The 15,076-nt window shown below is 68.8% G+C and carries 10 protein-coding genes, 1 pseudogene and 1 riboswitch; of the genes and pseudogenes, 9 read left to right on the forward strand and 2 right to left on the reverse strand.

All coding sequences use genetic code 11. The features are described from left to right. Positions 1-114: 114 nt before the first annotated feature. The 5 genes from WS91_RS29030 to WS91_RS34905 all read left to right on the forward strand — a co-directional run bounded on the left by WS91_RS29030 (position 115) and on the right by WS91_RS34905 (position 9,038). Positions 115-4,818: a glutamate synthase-related protein gene (locus WS91_RS29030; RefSeq protein ID WP_059671513.1), complete on the forward strand. Its 4,704-nt coding sequence runs from the start codon at positions 115-117 to the stop codon at positions 4,816-4,818. A 93-nt stretch (positions 4,819-4,911) separates the two neighbouring features. Further along, entirely contained in the window at positions 4,912-6,378 is a 1,467-nt protein-coding gene (locus WS91_RS29035; protein WP_038749710.1) for a glutamate synthase subunit beta, read from the forward strand. A gap of 280 nt (positions 6,379-6,658) precedes the next feature. Further along, on the forward strand, positions 6,659-8,173 hold the full coding sequence (locus tag WS91_RS29040) for an alanine/glycine:cation symporter family protein (RefSeq protein ID WP_059671514.1): 1,515 nt from the start codon (positions 6,659-6,661) through the stop codon (positions 8,171-8,173). After that, entirely contained in the window at positions 8,170-8,730 is a 561-nt protein-coding gene (thpR, locus tag WS91_RS29045) for an RNA 2',3'-cyclic phosphodiesterase (protein WP_059646838.1), read from the forward strand. The genes WS91_RS29040 and thpR overlap by 4 nt, the downstream gene beginning before the upstream one ends. Before the next feature lie 56 nt (positions 8,731-8,786). Then, on the forward strand, positions 8,787-9,038 hold the full coding sequence (locus tag WS91_RS34905) for a hypothetical protein (RefSeq protein WP_082758411.1): 252 nt from the start codon (positions 8,787-8,789) through the stop codon (positions 9,036-9,038). On the opposite strand, the pseudogene WS91_RS38055 reads toward WS91_RS34905, so the two are convergent. Together WS91_RS38055 and WS91_RS29055 are read right to left on the reverse strand one after the other, a co-directional pair. After that, a pseudogene (locus WS91_RS38055) lies at positions 9,008-9,148 on the reverse strand (SDR family oxidoreductase); the annotation flags it as partial. The gene WS91_RS34905 and the pseudogene WS91_RS38055 overlap by 31 nt on opposite strands. A 105-nt stretch (positions 9,149-9,253) precedes the next feature. Further along, positions 9,254-11,020 (reverse strand): ABC transporter ATP-binding protein/permease, encoded by a 1,767-nt coding sequence (locus tag WS91_RS29055; RefSeq protein WP_059577349.1) that lies wholly within the window; start codon positions 11,018-11,020, stop codon positions 9,254-9,256. A 272-nt stretch (positions 11,021-11,292) separates the two neighbouring features. Beyond that, positions 11,293-11,424, forward strand: a riboswitch (TPP riboswitch). A gap of 225 nt (positions 11,425-11,649) precedes the next feature. On the opposite strand from WS91_RS29055, the gene WS91_RS29060 reads away from it, so the two are divergent. The 4 genes from WS91_RS29060 to thiE are packed head-to-tail and all read left to right on the forward strand — an operon-like array spanning position 11,650 to position 14,993. Then, positions 11,650-12,786 (forward strand): FAD-dependent oxidoreductase, encoded by a 1,137-nt coding sequence (locus tag WS91_RS29060; protein WP_038753717.1) that lies wholly within the window; start codon positions 11,650-11,652, stop codon positions 12,784-12,786. A gap of 41 nt (positions 12,787-12,827) precedes the next feature. Next, positions 12,828-13,025 carry a sulfur carrier protein ThiS gene (gene thiS / locus WS91_RS29065; protein WP_059577346.1) on the forward strand — a complete coding sequence of 66 codons (198 nt, stop codon included), beginning with the start codon at positions 12,828-12,830 and terminating at the stop codon, positions 13,023-13,025. 52 nt (positions 13,026-13,077) lie between these two features. Then, a complete protein-coding gene (locus WS91_RS29070) occupies positions 13,078-13,893 on the forward strand; it encodes a thiazole synthase (protein ID WP_038753722.1) in 816 nt (271 codons plus the stop codon). Beyond that, positions 13,890-14,993, forward strand: a complete 1,104-nt coding sequence (thiE, locus tag WS91_RS34915; protein WP_082754438.1) for a thiamine phosphate synthase — start codon at positions 13,890-13,892, stop codon at positions 14,991-14,993. Before WS91_RS29070 ends, thiE begins: the two co-directional genes overlap by 4 nt. Positions 14,994-15,076 lie beyond the last annotated feature (83 nt).

Here is a 15,076-nt window from a genome sequence, read left to right on the forward strand (position 1 = left end):
GCAGCCCCACCCATTCCTGCACCGGCCGGCCGCGTCGCGATCCACACGAAGGGGGACGACGGGCAACAAGTACATGGTTCAACGGCCGCGAGGCCCCTTTCCGACGGTGTCCCCATGATCGACCATCAGCAGTCGAAGAGCGCGCTTCCCGCCGCGCAAGGTCTGTACGACCCGCAAAACGAGCACGACGCCTGCGGCGTCGGCTTCGTCGCTCACATCAAGGGCAAGAAAAGCCACGAAATCATCGAGCAGGGTCTGAAGATCCTCGAGAATCTCGATCACCGCGGCGCGGTCGGCGCCGATCCGCTGATGGGCGACGGCGCGGGCATCCTGATCCAGATCCCGGACGCGTTCTACCGCGAGGAAATGGCGAAGCAGGACGTGACGCTGCCGCCCGCCGGCGAATATGGGGTTGGGATGATCTTCCTGCCGAAGGAGAGCGCGTCGCGGATCGCGTGCGAGCAGGAGCTCGAGCGCACCGTGAAGGCGGAAGGCCAGGTCGTGCTCGGCTGGCGCGACGTGCCGGTCGACCATGCGATGCCGATCTCGCCCGCGGTGAAGGCGAGCGAGCCCGTGATCCGCCAGATCTTCATCGGCCGCGGCAAGGACGTGATGGTGACGGACGCGCTCGAGCGCAAGCTCTACGTGATCCGCAAGACCGCAAGCCACCGGATTCAGGCGCTCAAGCTGAAGCACGGCAAGGAATACTTCGTGCCGTCGATGTCGGCGCGCACGGTCGTCTACAAGGGGCTGCTGCTCGCGGGCCAGGTCGGTGTCTACTATCGCGATCTGCAGGACGAGCGCGTCGTGTCGGCGCTCGCGCTCGTGCACCAGCGCTTCTCGACGAACACCTTCCCGGCGTGGGAGCTCGCGCACCCGTACCGGATGATCGCGCACAACGGCGAGATCAACACGGTGAAGGGCAACGTCAACTGGCTGAACGCGCGCACCGGCGCGATCGCGTCGCACGTGCTCGGCGACGATCTGCCGAAGCTCTGGCCGCTCATCTATCCCGGCCAGTCCGATACGGCCTCGTTCGACAACTGCCTCGAGCTGCTCGTGATGGCGGGCTATCCGCTCGTGCACGCGGTGATGATGATGATTCCGGAAGCGTGGGAGCAGCACACGCTGATGGACGACAACCGCCGCGCGTTCTACGAATACCACGCCGCGATGATGGAGCCGTGGGACGGCCCCGCCGCGATCGCGTTCACCGACGGCCGCCAGATCGGCGCGACGCTCGACCGCAACGGCCTGCGCCCGGCGCGCTACATCATCACCGACGACGATCTCGTGATCATGGCGTCGGAAGCGGGAGTGCTGCCGATCCCCGAATCGAGGATCGTCAAGAAGTGGCGGCTGCAGCCGGGCAAGATGTTCCTGATCGACATGGAGCACGGCCGGATCATCGACGACAAGGAGCTGAAGGACAACCTCGCGAACGCGAAGCCGTACAAGAGCTGGATCGACGCGGTGCGCATCAAGCTCGACGAGATCGAGCCGCAGGACGAGGACGTGGCCGCCGCGCGCCGCTCGTCGGCCGTGCTGCTCGACCGCCAGCAGGCGTTCGGCTACACGCAGGAGGACCTGAAGTTCCTGATGGCGCCGATGGCGCAGCAGGGCGAGGAAGCGGTCGGCTCGATGGGCAACGATTCGCCGTTGGCCGTCATGTCGAACAAGAACAAGACGCTCTACCACTACTTCAAGCAGCTGTTCGCGCAGGTCACGAACCCGCCGATCGATCCGATCCGCGAAAACATGGTGATGTCGCTCGTGTCGTTCATCGGCCCGAAGCCGAACCTGCTCGACACGAACAACATCAACCCGCCGATGCGCCTCGAAGTGTCGCAGCCCGTGCTCGACTTCAAGGACATCGCGAAGATCCGCTTGATCGATCGTTACACGGGCGGCAAGTTCAGCGCGTACGAGCTGAACATCTGCTATCCGGTCGCGTGGGGCAAGGAAGGCATCGAGGCGCGCCTCGCGTCGCTGTGCGCGGAAGCCGTCGACGCGGTGAAGTCGGGCTACAACATCCTGATCGTGTCCGATCGCAAGACGGATGCGGAGAACGTCGCGATTCCGGCGCTTCTCGCGACGTCGGCGATCCACACGCACCTCGTGCAGCAGGGCCTGCGCACGAGCACGGGCCTCGTCGTCGAGACGGGTTCCGCGCGCGAGACGCACCACTTCGCGCTGCTCGCCGGATACGGCGCGGAGGCCGTGCATCCGTACCTCGCGATGGAAACGCTCGCGAAGATGGCGCAAGGCCTGCCGGGCGACCTGTCGCCGGAGAAGGCGGTCTACAACTTCACGAAGGCGGTCGGCAAGGGCCTGCAGAAGGTGATGTCGAAGATGGGCATCTCCACGTACATGTCGTACACCGGCGCGCAGATCTTCGAGGCGCTCGGCCTGTCGACCGAGCTCGTCGACAAGTACTTCAGGGGCACGGCGTCGAAGGTGGGCGGCATCGGCCTGTTCGACGTGGCCGACGAAGCGATCCGCCTGCACCGCGACGCGTTCGGCGACAACCCGGTTCTCGCCGACATGCTCGACGCGGGCGGCGAATATGCGTTCCGCGTGCGCGGCGAGGATCACATGTGGACGCCCGATTCGATCGCGAAGCTGCAGCACGCGACGCGCGGCAACTCGTACCAGACGTACAAGGAATACGCACACCTGATCAACGATCAGACGAAGCGCCACATGACGCTGCGCGGCCTGTTCGAGTTCAAGGTCGATCCGATGAAGGCGATTCCGATCGACGAGGTCGAGCCGGCCAAGGAGATCGTCAAGCGCTTCGCGACGGGCGCGATGTCGCTCGGCTCGATCAGCACGGAAGCGCACACGACGCTCGCGATCGCGATGAACCGGATCGGCGGCAAGTCGAACACCGGCGAAGGCGGCGAGGACGAGAACCGCTATCGCAACGAGCTGCGCGGCATTCCGATCAAGGTCGGCGACACGCTGAAATCGGTGATCGGCGACGAAATCGTCCGCGACATTCCGCTGAAGGAAGGCGATTCGCTGCGCTCGAAGATCAAGCAGGTCGCGTCGGGCCGCTTCGGCGTGACGGCCGAGTATCTCGCGTCGGCGGACCAGATCCAGATCAAGATGGCGCAGGGCGCGAAGCCGGGCGAGGGCGGCCAGCTGCCGGGCCACAAGGTGTCCGAATACATCGGCAAGCTGCGCTATTCGGTGCCGGGCGTCGGCCTCATCTCGCCGCCGCCGCACCACGACATCTATTCGATCGAGGATCTCGCGCAACTGATCCACGACCTGAAGAACGTCAATCCGGTTGCGAGCATCTCGGTGAAGCTCGTGTCGGAAGTGGGCGTCGGCACGGTCGCGGCGGGCGTCGCGAAGGCGAAGGCCGATCACGTCGTGATCGCGGGCCACGACGGCGGCACGGGCGCTTCGCCGCTGTCGTCGGTCAAGCACGCGGGCACGCCGTGGGAGCTCGGCCTCGCCGAGACGCAGCAGACGCTCGTGCTGAACCGCCTGCGCGGGCGCATCCGCGTGCAGGCCGACGGCCAGATGAAGACGGGCCGCGACATCGTGATCGGCGCGTTGCTCGGCGCGGACGAATTCGGCTTCGCGACGGCGCCGCTCGTCGTCGAAGGCTGCATCATGATGCGCAAGTGCCATCTGAACACGTGCCCGGTCGGCGTCGCGACGCAAGACCCGGTGCTGCGCGCGAAGTTCTCGGGCCAGCCCGAGCACGTCGTCAACTACTTCTTCTTCGTCGCCGAGGAAGCGCGCGAGATCATGGCGCAGCTCGGCATCGCGAAGTTCGACGATCTCGTCGGCCGCGCCGATCTGCTCGACATGCGCCGCGGCGTCGAGCACTGGAAGGCGAAGGGCCTCGACTTCTCGCGCGTGTTCTACCAGCCGGAAGGCTGCGAAGGCATCGCGCGCCGCCACCTCGAATCGCAGGACCACGGCCTCGAGCGCGCGCTCGATCACACGCTGATCGAGAAGGCGAAGGCCGCGATCGACAAGGGCGAGCACGTGTCGTTCATCCAGCCGGTGCGCAACGTGAACCGCACGGTCGGCGCGATGCTGTCCGGCGCGATCGCGAAGAAGCACGGCCACGACGGCCTCGCCGACGACGCGGTCCACATCCAGCTGAAGGGCACGGCGGGCCAGAGCTTCGGCGCGTTCCTCGCGAAGGGCGTGACGCTCGACCTCGTCGGCGACGGCAACGACTACGTCGGCAAGGGGCTGTCGGGCGGCCGGATCATCATCCGTCCGACCAACGACTTCCGCGGCAAGTCCGAGGAAAACATCATCTGCGGCAACACGGTGATGTACGGCGCGCTCGAGGGCGAGGCGTTCTTCCGCGGCGTCGCGGGCGAGCGCTTCTGCGTGCGCAACTCGGGGGCGACGGCCGTCGTCGAGGGCACGGGCGACCACGGCTGCGAATACATGACGGGCGGCGCGGTCGTCGTGCTCGGCGAGACGGGCCGCAACTTCGCGGCCGGCATGTCGGGCGGCGTCGCGTACGTGTACGACCCGGACGGCACGTTCGCCGCGAAGTGCAACAAGTCGATGGTCGCGCTCGATCCGGTGCTGCAGCAGGCCGAGCAGGAGCGCACGATCGATCCCGCGCTCTGGCATGCGGGCGCGACGGACGAAGCGCTGCTCAAGGGGCTCGTCGAGCGCCACTTCCAGTTCACCGGCTCGCCGCGCGCGAAGTCGCTGCTCGAAAACTGGGATGCGGCGCGCCGCCAGTTCGTGAAGGTGTTCCCGCACGAATACAAGCGCGCGCTCGGCGAAATCGGCGCGAAAAAGAAAGCGGGCGAGGTGCTCGCCGCCTGACGCAAAGCAGCTCGACGACATAGCGAACGCGCCCGTCCGATGGGCGGGCGCGGGTCCCCCTTACTCGATTCAACAGATTCAGAAGAGAACCTCATGGGCAAGATCACCGGTTTTCTGGAGTACGAGCGCCGTCACGAGGCGTACGAAGCGCCGCTCACGCGCGTGAAGCACTACAAGGAATTCGTCGCGGCGCTGACCGACGAGGACGCGAAGATCCAGGGCGCGCGCTGCATGGACTGCGGCATCCCGTTTTGCAACAACGGCTGCCCCGTCAACAACGTCATTCCGGACTTCAACGATCTCGTGTACCGCCAGGACTGGCGGCAGGCGATCGACGTGCTGCACTCGACCAACAACTTCCCCGAGTTCACGGGCCGCATCTGCCCGGCGCCGTGCGAAGCGGCGTGCACGCTCGGGATCAACGACGACGCCGTCGGCATCAAGTCGATCGAGCACGCGATCATCGACAAGGCGTGGGCGCAAGGCTGGGTCGAGCCGCAGCCGGCCGCGCACAAGACGGGCAAGAAGGTCGCGGTCGTCGGCTCCGGCCCCGCGGGCCTCGCCGCCGCGCAGCAGCTCGCGCGCGCGGGCCACGACGTGACGGTGTTCGAGAAGAACGACCGGATCGGCGGCCTGTTGCGCTACGGGATTCCCGACTTCAAGCTCGAGAAGTGGCTGATCGACCGCCGGATGCGCCAGATGGAAGCGGAAGGCGTGACGTTCCGCACGAGCGTGTTCATCGGCCGCGATCCGCTGCCCGAGTCGATCGGCAACATGGCGAAGGAGACGATTTCGCCGCAGACGCTGAAGGACGAATTCGACGCGGTCGTGATCGCGGGCGGCTCGGAGACGCCGCGCGATCTGCCGGTGCCGGGCCGCGAGCTCGCCGGCATTCATTACGCGATGGAGTTCCTGCCGCAGCAGAACCGCGTGAACGCGGGCGACAAGGTGGCCGATCAACTGCTCGCGAAGGGCAAGCATGTCGTCGTGATCGGCGGCGGCGACACGGGCTCGGACTGCGTGGGCACGTCCAACCGCCACGGCGCGAAGCAGGTCACGCAGTTCGAGCTGCTGCCGCAGCCGCCCGAAGCGGAGGACAAGCCGCTCGTGTGGCCGTACTGGCCGATCAAGCTGCGCACGTCGTCGTCGCACGAGGAAGGCTGCGAGCGCGACTGGGCGGTCGCGACGAAGCGCTTCGAAGGCAGGAACGGCAAGGTCGAGAAGCTGATCGCGGTGCGCGTCGCGTGGGTCGACGGCAAGATGCAGGAGGTGCCGAATTCCGAGTTCGAGATCAAGGCCGATCTCGTGCTGCTCGCGATGGGCTTCACGCAGCCGGTTGCGCCCGTGCTCGAGGCGTTCGGCGTTGCGAAGGACGCACGCGGCAACGCGCGCGCGGGCACCGAAGGCGACCGCGCGTACTACACGTCGGTCGACAAGGTGTTCGCCGCGGGCGACATGCGCCGCGGCCAGTCGCTCGTCGTCTGGGCGATCCGCGAAGGCCGCCAGTGCGCGCGCTCGGTCGACGCGTACCTGATGGGCAGCTCGGAACTGCCGCGCTGAACGCGCCGGCGTTCGCCGCAGCGCCGCTTCGACGAACCGGGCGTCCGCATGGACGCCCGTTTTTTTTGCGCGATCGCTTCGCCGTGCGCGCTTTGCAGGCATCGCGCGGCTCGCGGCGGCGGAGCCGGCGGCGCGCGCCGCACCCGGCGCGCGGCCTTTCATCTTCCTCTACAAAAATTTCATTTTGTAAGAGTCGGCGAAACCTGTCATATCATGTCGGCCCTCGGCCGGCTAAGACCGGAATCAAGACAAAATCCGACCCCAAATCAGGAGATGATGGATGGAAGGCTTCGTGCATGCGTTGATCGACGGCATCAACGGCATTCTCTGGAACTACGTGCTGATTGCGCTGCTGCTGGGCGCGGGCGTGTGGTTCACGCTGCGCTTCAGGATGATCCAACTGCGCGCGCTGTTTCTCAGCATGCGCCTCGTCGGCAGCAAGGGCGAGCCGGGCAGCATCTCGTCGTTCCAGGCGTTCGCGACCGGGCTCGCGAGCCGCGTCGGCACGGGCAACATCGCGGGCGTCGCGGTCGCGATGACGGTAGGCGGCCCGGGCGCGATCTTCTGGATGTGGGTGACGGCGCTCGTCGGGATGTCGTCGGCGTTCGTCGAGGCGACGCTCGCGCAAATCTTCAAGGTGTCGCATCATGACGGCACGTATCGCGGCGGCCCCGCGTACTACATCCAGATCGGGCTGCGCTCGCGCGGCTTCGGCGTGCTGTTCTCGCTGTCGCTGATCCTCGCGTTCGGCTTCGTGTTCAACGCGGTGCAGGCGAATGCGATCGCCGAGGCGTTCAACACGTCGTTCGGCGTGAGCCGCGCCGCGGTCGGGCTCGGGCTCGTCGCGCTGACGGCGCCGATCATCTTCGGCGGCATTCGCCGGATCGCGCATGTCGCGCAGGTGATCGTGCCCGTGATGGCGATTGGCTATCTCGCGCTTGCCGTCTATGCGGTCGCGACGCACGTCGCGCTCGTGCCGGACATGATCGTGCTCATCGTGAAGAGCGCGTTCGGCTTCGAGCAGGCGGCGGGCGGCTTCGCCGGCTACGCGGTGAGCCAGGCGGTGTCGATCGGCGTGAAGCGGGGCCTCTTCTCGAACGAGGCCGGGATGGGCAGCGCGCCGAACGCGGCCGCGACCGCGAGCACGCGGCATCCGGTCACGCAGGGCCTGATTCAGATGCTCGGCGTGTTCGTCGACACGATCGTGATCTGCAGCGCGACCGCGTTCGTGATCCTGTTGTCGGGGCAGTACGAGGCGGGCACGTCGATGGAAGGCGCGGCGCTCACGCAGCGCGCGATCTCGAGCCACGTCGGCGATTGGGGAGGCATCTACATGGCGGTGGCGATCTTCTTCCTCGCGTTTTCTTCGGTGATCGGCAACTACGCGTATGCGGAAGGCAACGTCGAATTCGTCACGAGCCGGCGCGGCGCGCTGCTGGTGTTCCGCCTCGCGGTGCTCGGGATGGTGATGTTCGGCAGCGTCGGCCAACTGCCGCTCGTGTGGGCGATGGCCGATACCAGCATGGGCCTGATGGCGCTCATCAACCTGCTCGCGATCCTCATGCTCGGCAAGTACGCGCTCGCCGCGTGGCGCGATTACCAGCGCCAGCGCGCGGCGGGCGTGACCGATCCGGTGTTCACGCGCAGGACGATTCCCGAGCTCGCGAAGGTGCTCCCGGACGACGTGTGGGGTGAGCACGGGCCGCTGCCGCAGGGCGACAAGCTCGCGGCGGGACGCGGCGCGGGCGCGGCCGGGGCAACGGGGGCCGCGGAGCCGTTCGGCTCCGCACGGTGAAGATGGCGGGCGACCGGCTGCGCTGCTTCGTCGCGCTGACGCTCGATCCGGCGTCGCGCGACGCGCTCGCGGCGTTCCCTGTCGCCGCCGGCGCGCGGCGCACGCCGCGCGATCAGCTGCACGTGACGATCGCGTTCCTCGGCGCGATCGAGCGGACGAAGAGCGAGCGGCTCGGCGCGCGCCTCGCCGGGCTCGCGGCCGTCGACGCGGTGCCGCCCGTCGGCGTCGAGCGCGTCGTCTGCTGGCCGAGCACCGCGCATGCGCGGCTCGTCGTCGCGGAGCTCGCGCCGCAGCCCCGGTTGCTCGCGCTCGGCGAGCGCGTGGCCGGCGCGCTCGCCGAGCTCGGCTTGCCGCCCGACAGCCGCGCGTTCAAGCCGCACGTGACGATCGCGCGATTCCCGCGCGACGCGCATCGCGTGGCGCCCGACGGCGCGAACGATGGTGCGAGCCGCATGCCGCTCGCGTTGCGGTTCGAAACGCTCACGCTCTACGAGAGCGTCCTCACGCGCGCGGGCGCCGAGCATCGGGTGCTCGCGGCGGCGGCGCTGCCGGAGTGACGGCGGCGCGTCTACGCAGCTACGCAGGCGGGCTTGCGTAGCTGCGCGGGCTTAGCATGCTGTCCGACGGCGGCTCGGCCATCGTCCTTGCATCGTTCGACGTCATGCTTCGACTCGGCCGGGGAACAGGTCCTAGCCGAATGCGTTGGCGTTGGGCGCTTGGCAACGCCAACGCCAACGCCAACGCCAACGCCAACGCCAACGCCAACGCCAACGCCAACGCCAACGCCAACGCCAACGCGGCCGTTCGAACCGTTTCGTTAATCCGCCGGCACGTTCAGCCGAGCGTCAACCCGCCGTCGATGTGAATCACCTGCCCGGTGATGTGGCGCGCTTCATCGGAGAGCGGAAACGCGATCAGCGCCGCGACGTCGTCCGGCTCGGCGATGCGGCCAAGCGGCGTCGCCTGCGCCGCGCGCGTGCAGCATCATCGCGACGCCGGGCGCGGCGAGCCTGGCTGCGAGCGCCGCGCCGATCCCCGAGCCCGCGCCCGTGATCAGCACGACGCGCTCGCGCGCGCCGCTCACGCGGCGACTCTCGCTTCGTCGCGGCGCACGTCGAGCGTCTGCTCGTGGAACGACGCAACCGATTCGCGGTGCGCGATGCTGACGATCGCCGCCTTCGGCAGCCGCTCGTCGAAGAGCCGGTAGAGGCGCGCTTCGTTGTCGGCGTCGAGCGCGCTCGTCGCCTCGTCGAGGAACAGGTAATCGGGCTTGTGCAGCAGCACGCGCGCGCCCGCGAGGCGTTGCTGCTCGCCGGGCGACAGGATGCGCGTCCAGTGGCCCGTCTCGGCGAGCCGCTCGACGTAGTCGCCGAGGCCGCACGCGCGCAGCGCGTCGCGGCACGCGTCGTCGCTGAACGTGTCGACGGCCGACGGATACGCGAGCGCCGCCTTCAGCGTGCCGATCGGCAAATAGCTCTGCTGCGGAACGAACATCATCCGCGCGTCGACGGGCGCGTCGATCGCGCCGTCGCCGAACGGCCAGAGCCCCGCGAGCGCGCGCATCAGCGTGCTCTTGCCGGAGCCGGACGGCCCGCGCACGAGCCAGCGCGAGCCGGGCTCGATCGCGACGTCGCCGATCGACGCGAGCGCGGCGCCGTTCGGCAGCGCGAGCTTCAGGCCCGACGTCGTGATCTGCGGCGCGTCGACGTAGTGCAGGTTGATGCCGCCGCGCTCGGTCGCGGGCGACATCGCTTCCTTCAGATGCGACGCGCCCATCACGCGCTTGAATTCGCGCAGACGGTTGACGGTCGCGCGCCACTCGGCGAGCGTGCCGTAACTGTTGATGAACCACGAGAACGAGTCGCTGACGGTGCTGAACGCGCGGCTGATCTGGATCAGCACGCCGAACGTGAACGCGCCCGCGAAGTAGCGGGGCGCGGCGACTGCGATCGGAAAGAGGCTCGCGAGCTGCGCATAGAAGTTCAGCACGAACGTGAGGCGCTTCGTGTAGCGCATCACGCGCCACCAGTTTTCGCGGATTCGCTGAAACAGGTTCTGCTCGTGCGCGGTTTCGACGGGCTCGCCGTTGTAGAACGCGATCTGCTCGGCGTTCTCGCGGATGCGGATCAGGCTGAAGCGGAAGTCCGCCTCGACGCGCTGCTGCTGGTAGTTGATCGACACGAGCGGATGGCCGAAGCGGTGCATCACGTAGGAGCCCGCGATCGCGTAGATCATCGCGACCCACACCATGTAGCCGGGAATCGTGATCGCGTGGCCGCCGAGCGAGATCGTCGCCGCGCCGGCGATCGACCAGAGGATCGTCGCGAACGAGACCAGCGTGACGACCGTCGACAGCAGATCGAGCGATAGCGACAGCGTCGTCGACGCGAGCGATTGCAGGTCGTCCGCGATCCGCTGATCGGGGTTGTCGGCGAGCCGGTCGCGCTCGATCCGGTAGAAGTTGCGCTCGCCGAGCCATTCGTGCAGGAAGCGCGTCGTCAGCCACTGGCGCCAGCGGAAGCCGAGCATCTGGCGCAGATAGAGGCCGTACACCGCGAGGATGATGAACGCGAACGCGAGCACGGCGAACGTGATCAGCAGGCTCGGGAAGTCGCGCACGTCCTTCGATTGCAGCGCGTTGTAGAACGATGCGCTCCACGAGTTGATCCGCACGTTGATCCACACGAGCGTCAGGTTGATCGCGACGATCGTGACGAGCAGGCCCCACGCGACTTTCCACTCCTCGGAAACCCAATAGGGCTTGATGAGGCTCCACGTGGATACGGGAGGCGGGGATTGCGTCGGGCCGTCCGGGACGGGGGCGAGGACTTGCATCGATTGAGTCATGAGCTTCCTGATGTGAGGCCGGCGACGCCGGGCGGACAACCGGGCCGCGCCCGGCGCGTCCGTTCGGCGCCGCGCGCGGCGTGCGTGCCGCGGATTCTGGCGAGCGCGCCTTAAACGGCGCTTAATGCCGGGAACGGCACTGGCTCGGCGCCGCGGCGATGCTCGCTCGCGCGCCGTGCCCAGCGGGCATTGTGCCAGCGCCGCCGCGCGGCAGGCGAATTTGCCGCAGCGCGAGGTTTGCGGCCGTTTCCGCTTTTATGGTCTAATGACCGCCGACGAAACAGGGGTGCTTCGCGTGCCTCGGCCCTGCCGAATCGGCGTGGCCGGATGCGCGGCGAGGCTGAGAGAGACCCTTCGCACCCGATCCGGGTAATACCGGCGCGGGAAGTTTCCGATCCCGCCGGGCCATGCCCGCGCCGTCGCTTCGGCGAGCCGCGCGCATCGCGAGTCCCGGCCGGCCTCAGTCGCCGGTTTCGTCCTTTTGGGTGCGCATCTTCGCGCGTGACGGAAGGTATCGATGACCGTGCAATCTTCAGTTCTTTTGCTTCGCTGCGAGCCGTCGGCCGCGGCGGATTTCCCGGCTCCCGCTTCGAGCCGCTTTCATGTGACGAACACGACGGGCGGATGCGATGAACCTGCGTGCGTCTGAGCCCGATTTCGCGGTGCTGGGCGGCGGCCTCGTCGGCCGCCTGATCGCATGGCGTCTCGCGGGCGCGGGGCACCGCGTCGCGCTGTACGAGCGCGGCGACGCGGCAGGCTCGGGCTCCGCCGCGTGGGTCGCGGCGGCGATGCTCGCGCCGCTCGCCGAAGCGGCGAGCGCCGAGCGCTTCGTCACCGATCTCGGCGTCGCGTCGTTCGATCTCTGGCCGCGCTGGCTCGCGGAGCTGCCCGAACCCGTGTTCTTCCAGCGCAACGGCACGCTCGTCGTCTGGCATCACGCGGACCGCGCGGAAGCGCCGCTCTTCGAGCGTCGCGTGCGCGCGAACGCGAGCGCGGAGTTGCTCGACGGCGGCCTCGTCGCGCTCGCGGGCGCGCAGGTCGACGCGGCCGAGCCGGCGCTCGCCGGGCGCTTCGCGCACGGCCTGCTGCTGCCGCGCGAGGGCCAGCTCGACAATCGACAGGTGCTGCGCGCGCTCGCCGCGGGCCTTGCGGAGCGCGGCGTCGATGCGCACTGGAATACGGCGATCGAGCCGCAGGCGGCGCCCGCCGCGCGCATCACGATCGACTGCCGCGGGCTCGGCGCGAAGGCGCAGATGCCGACGCTGCGCGGCATCCGCGGAGAGGTCGCGCGCGTGCATGCGCCGGGCATCGGCCTCACGCGCCCCGTGCGGCTGCTGCACCCGCGCTATCCGCTCTATGTCGCGCCGAAGGAGAACGATCTTTACGTGATCGGCGCGACCGAGATCGAAGGCGAGGACATGTCGCCCGTCAGCGTGCGCTCCGCGCTCGAGCTGCTGAGCGCCGCGTTCTCGGTGCACCCGGCGTTCGGCGAGGCGCGCATTCTCGAACTGAATTCGCAATGCCGGCCGACGCTGCCGGATCATCGCCCGGCGCTCGTCTGGGACGGCGGCGCGACGCTCGCGGTCAACGGCCTGTATCGGCACGGCTTCATGATCGCGCCGGAAGTCGCCGATACGGCGGCGCGCTTCGCGCAGGCGCTCGTCGAACGCACGGTGAGGGACGCCGACACGTTCGCCGCGTGGCGGTGCGACGCGCGCTGGCCGGCGCTGCTGCAGCACGGCGCCGCGCACCACGCGCCTGCCTGAGCGCGGCCCGACGAACCGATCAACCGACATCGACAGCCATCATGGACATCCAGATCAATCAACAGACGCTCTCGCTGCCCGACGGCGCGACGGTCGCCGACGCGCTCGCGGCGTACGGCGTGCAGCCGCCGTTCGCGGTCGCGGTCAACGGCGCGTTCGTCGCGCGCACGCAGCACGCGGCGCGCGCGCTCGCCGCGGGCGACAAGCTCGACGTCGTGCATCCGGTCGCGGGCGGCTGATGCGCCGGCGCGCCGGCATCGCCTCCGCACCCCGTTCCCACAGGATCTTCCGATGACGCCTCTTTCCTCCGCCGACACGCTCACGCTGCACGGCAAAACCTTCGCGAGCCGCGTGCTGCTCGGCACGTCGCGCTATCCGTCGCTGCAGTCGCTGTCCGATTCGATCGCGGCCGCGCGGCCGGGCATGGTGACGGTCGCGCTGCGGCGCCAGATGAACGCCGGCGCGGCCGAGGCCGGCTTCTTCGATCTGCTCAAGCGCCACGACGTGCCGCTGTTGCCGAACACCGCGGGCTGCCAGACGGTGGCCGAGGCAGTGACGACCGCGCAGATGGCGCGCGAGGTGTTCGAGACCGACTGGATCAAGCTCGAGCTGATCGGCGACGACTACACGCTGCAGCCGGACCCCGTCGGCCTCATCGAAGCGGCGACGCTGCTGGTCAAGGAAGGCTTCAAGGTGCTGCCGTACTGCACCGAGGATCTCGTGATCGGCCGGCGCCTGCTCGACGCCGGCTGCGAGGTGCTGATGCCGTGGGGCGCGCCGATCGGCACCGGCAAGGGCGTCGTGAATCCGTACGGGCTGCGCGTGCTGCGCGAGCGGCTGCCGGATGTGCCGCTCATCGTCGACGCGGGGCTCGGCGTGCCGTCGCACGCGTGCCAGGTGATGGAGTGGGGCTTCGACGGCGTGCTGCTCAACACGGCCGTGTCGCAGGCGACGCATCCGGAGATCATGGCGCGCGCGTTCGCGCAGGGCGTCGAGGCCGGGCGCGCCGCGTATCTCGCGGGGGCGATGGAGGCGCGCGAGACCGCGCACGCGAGCACGCCCGTCGTCGGGATGCCGTTCTGGCACCAGGACGGGAGCCACGCATGAGCCCGGCGCTCCCCAACGCATTCTGGCCGCCCGCCGACGAGCTCACCGAGACTGCCGAGCGGATTCGCGCGACGCTCGGCGTATGGCCGTCGCCCGACATGCGCACGCGCATTTGCCTTGCGCCGCCCGAGCATCCGCGCGCGGGCGACCTGTGGGTCGCGATCGCGGGCGACGCCGATGCGCACGCCGCGCACATCGCGCGGCTGACGGCGGCGGGCGCGCAGGCGATCGTGATCGATGACGTATCGGCGACGCTCCACACGGGTGCGGCGCGCCATGCGCTCGCCGCGCGCGGGCCGCTCGCCGACGACTGGATCGCGGCGCTCGCCGCGTTTCTCGATTGCGGTTTTCCGGCGTCCGACGCGCTCGTGCTCGCGCTCGCGTGGCGCGACGGCGACGATGCGCGCGGCGACGATCCGTGGCCCGTCGATGCCGCGCGCTTTCCCCGCGCGCTCGGCGTGCCCGCCGCGCCGAAGCCCGCGTTCCCGCCGTGTCCGCAGCGGCTCGGCCTGTATCCGGTGCTGCCGAGCGCCGAGTGGATCGAGCGCGTGCTCGACTGCGGCGTGAAGACCGTGCAACTGCGCGTGAAGGACGCGTCGCCCGATGCGCTGCGCGCGGAGGTCGAGCGGGCCGTGGCCGCGGGCCGCCGCCATCCGGACGCGCGCGTGTTCATCAACGATCACTGGCGGCTCGCGCTCGACGCGGGCGCGTACGGCGTGCACCTCGGCCAGGAGGATCTCGAGACCGCCGATCTGGCGGCGATCGCGCGAGCGGGCGTGCGCCTCGGCCTGTCGAGCCATGGGTACTACGAAATGCTGGTCGCGCTGCAGTTGAAGCCGAGCTACCTCGCGCTCGGCCCGATATTCGCGACCGCGACGAAGGCGGTCGCCGCGCCGCCGCAGGGGCTCGCGCGGCTCGCGCGCTATGCGCGCTTCGCTGGGCCGCAGGCGCCGCTCGTCGCGATCGGCGGAATCGCCGTCGACACCCTCGGCGCGGTGCTGGCGGCGGGCGTCGGCAGCGCGGCCGTCGTCAGCGCGATCACGGGCGCGGCCGACTACCGGGCGGCGATTGTTGCGTTGCAGCAAAAATTCGGACGATAATTTGACAATCTCTGACTGGAACGCTTGAGAAGCCTTCACGACATCATTCCGAGGCAGGCCCTATAATTCGGCGTTCTGCGTAT

The sequence above is a fragment of the Burkholderia sp. MSMB1498 genome (assembly GCF_001526245.1).
Lineage (GTDB): Bacteria > Pseudomonadota > Gammaproteobacteria > Burkholderiales > Burkholderiaceae > Burkholderia > Burkholderia savannae.

Bases quoted from the DNA above. Each gene is read 5' to 3' on its own strand.
- WS91_RS29030 (WP_059671513.1), top strand. From the start codon at position 115: ATGATCGACCATCAGCAGTCGAAGAGCGCGCTTCCCGCCGCGCAAGGT.
- WS91_RS29035 (WP_038749710.1), top strand. From the start codon at position 4,912: ATGGGCAAGATCACCGGTTTTCTGGAGTACGAGCGCCGTCACGAGGCG.
- WS91_RS29040 (WP_059671514.1), top strand. From the start codon at position 6,659: ATGGAAGGCTTCGTGCATGCGTTGATCGACGGCATCAACGGCATTCTC.
- WS91_RS34905 (WP_082758411.1), top strand. From the start codon at position 8,787: ATGCTGTCCGACGGCGGCTCGGCCATCGTCCTTGCATCGTTCGACGTC.
- WS91_RS29055 (WP_059577349.1), bottom strand. From the start codon at position 11,020: ATGACTCAATCGATGCAAGTCCTCGCCCCCGTCCCGGACGGCCCGACG.
- WS91_RS29060 (WP_038753717.1), top strand. From the start codon at position 11,650: ATGAACCTGCGTGCGTCTGAGCCCGATTTCGCGGTGCTGGGCGGCGGC.
- thiS (WP_059577346.1), top strand. From the start codon at position 12,828: ATGGACATCCAGATCAATCAACAGACGCTCTCGCTGCCCGACGGCGCG.
- WS91_RS29070 (WP_038753722.1), top strand. From the start codon at position 13,078: ATGACGCCTCTTTCCTCCGCCGACACGCTCACGCTGCACGGCAAAACC.
- thiE (WP_082754438.1), top strand. From the start codon at position 13,890: ATGAGCCCGGCGCTCCCCAACGCATTCTGGCCGCCCGCCGACGAGCTC.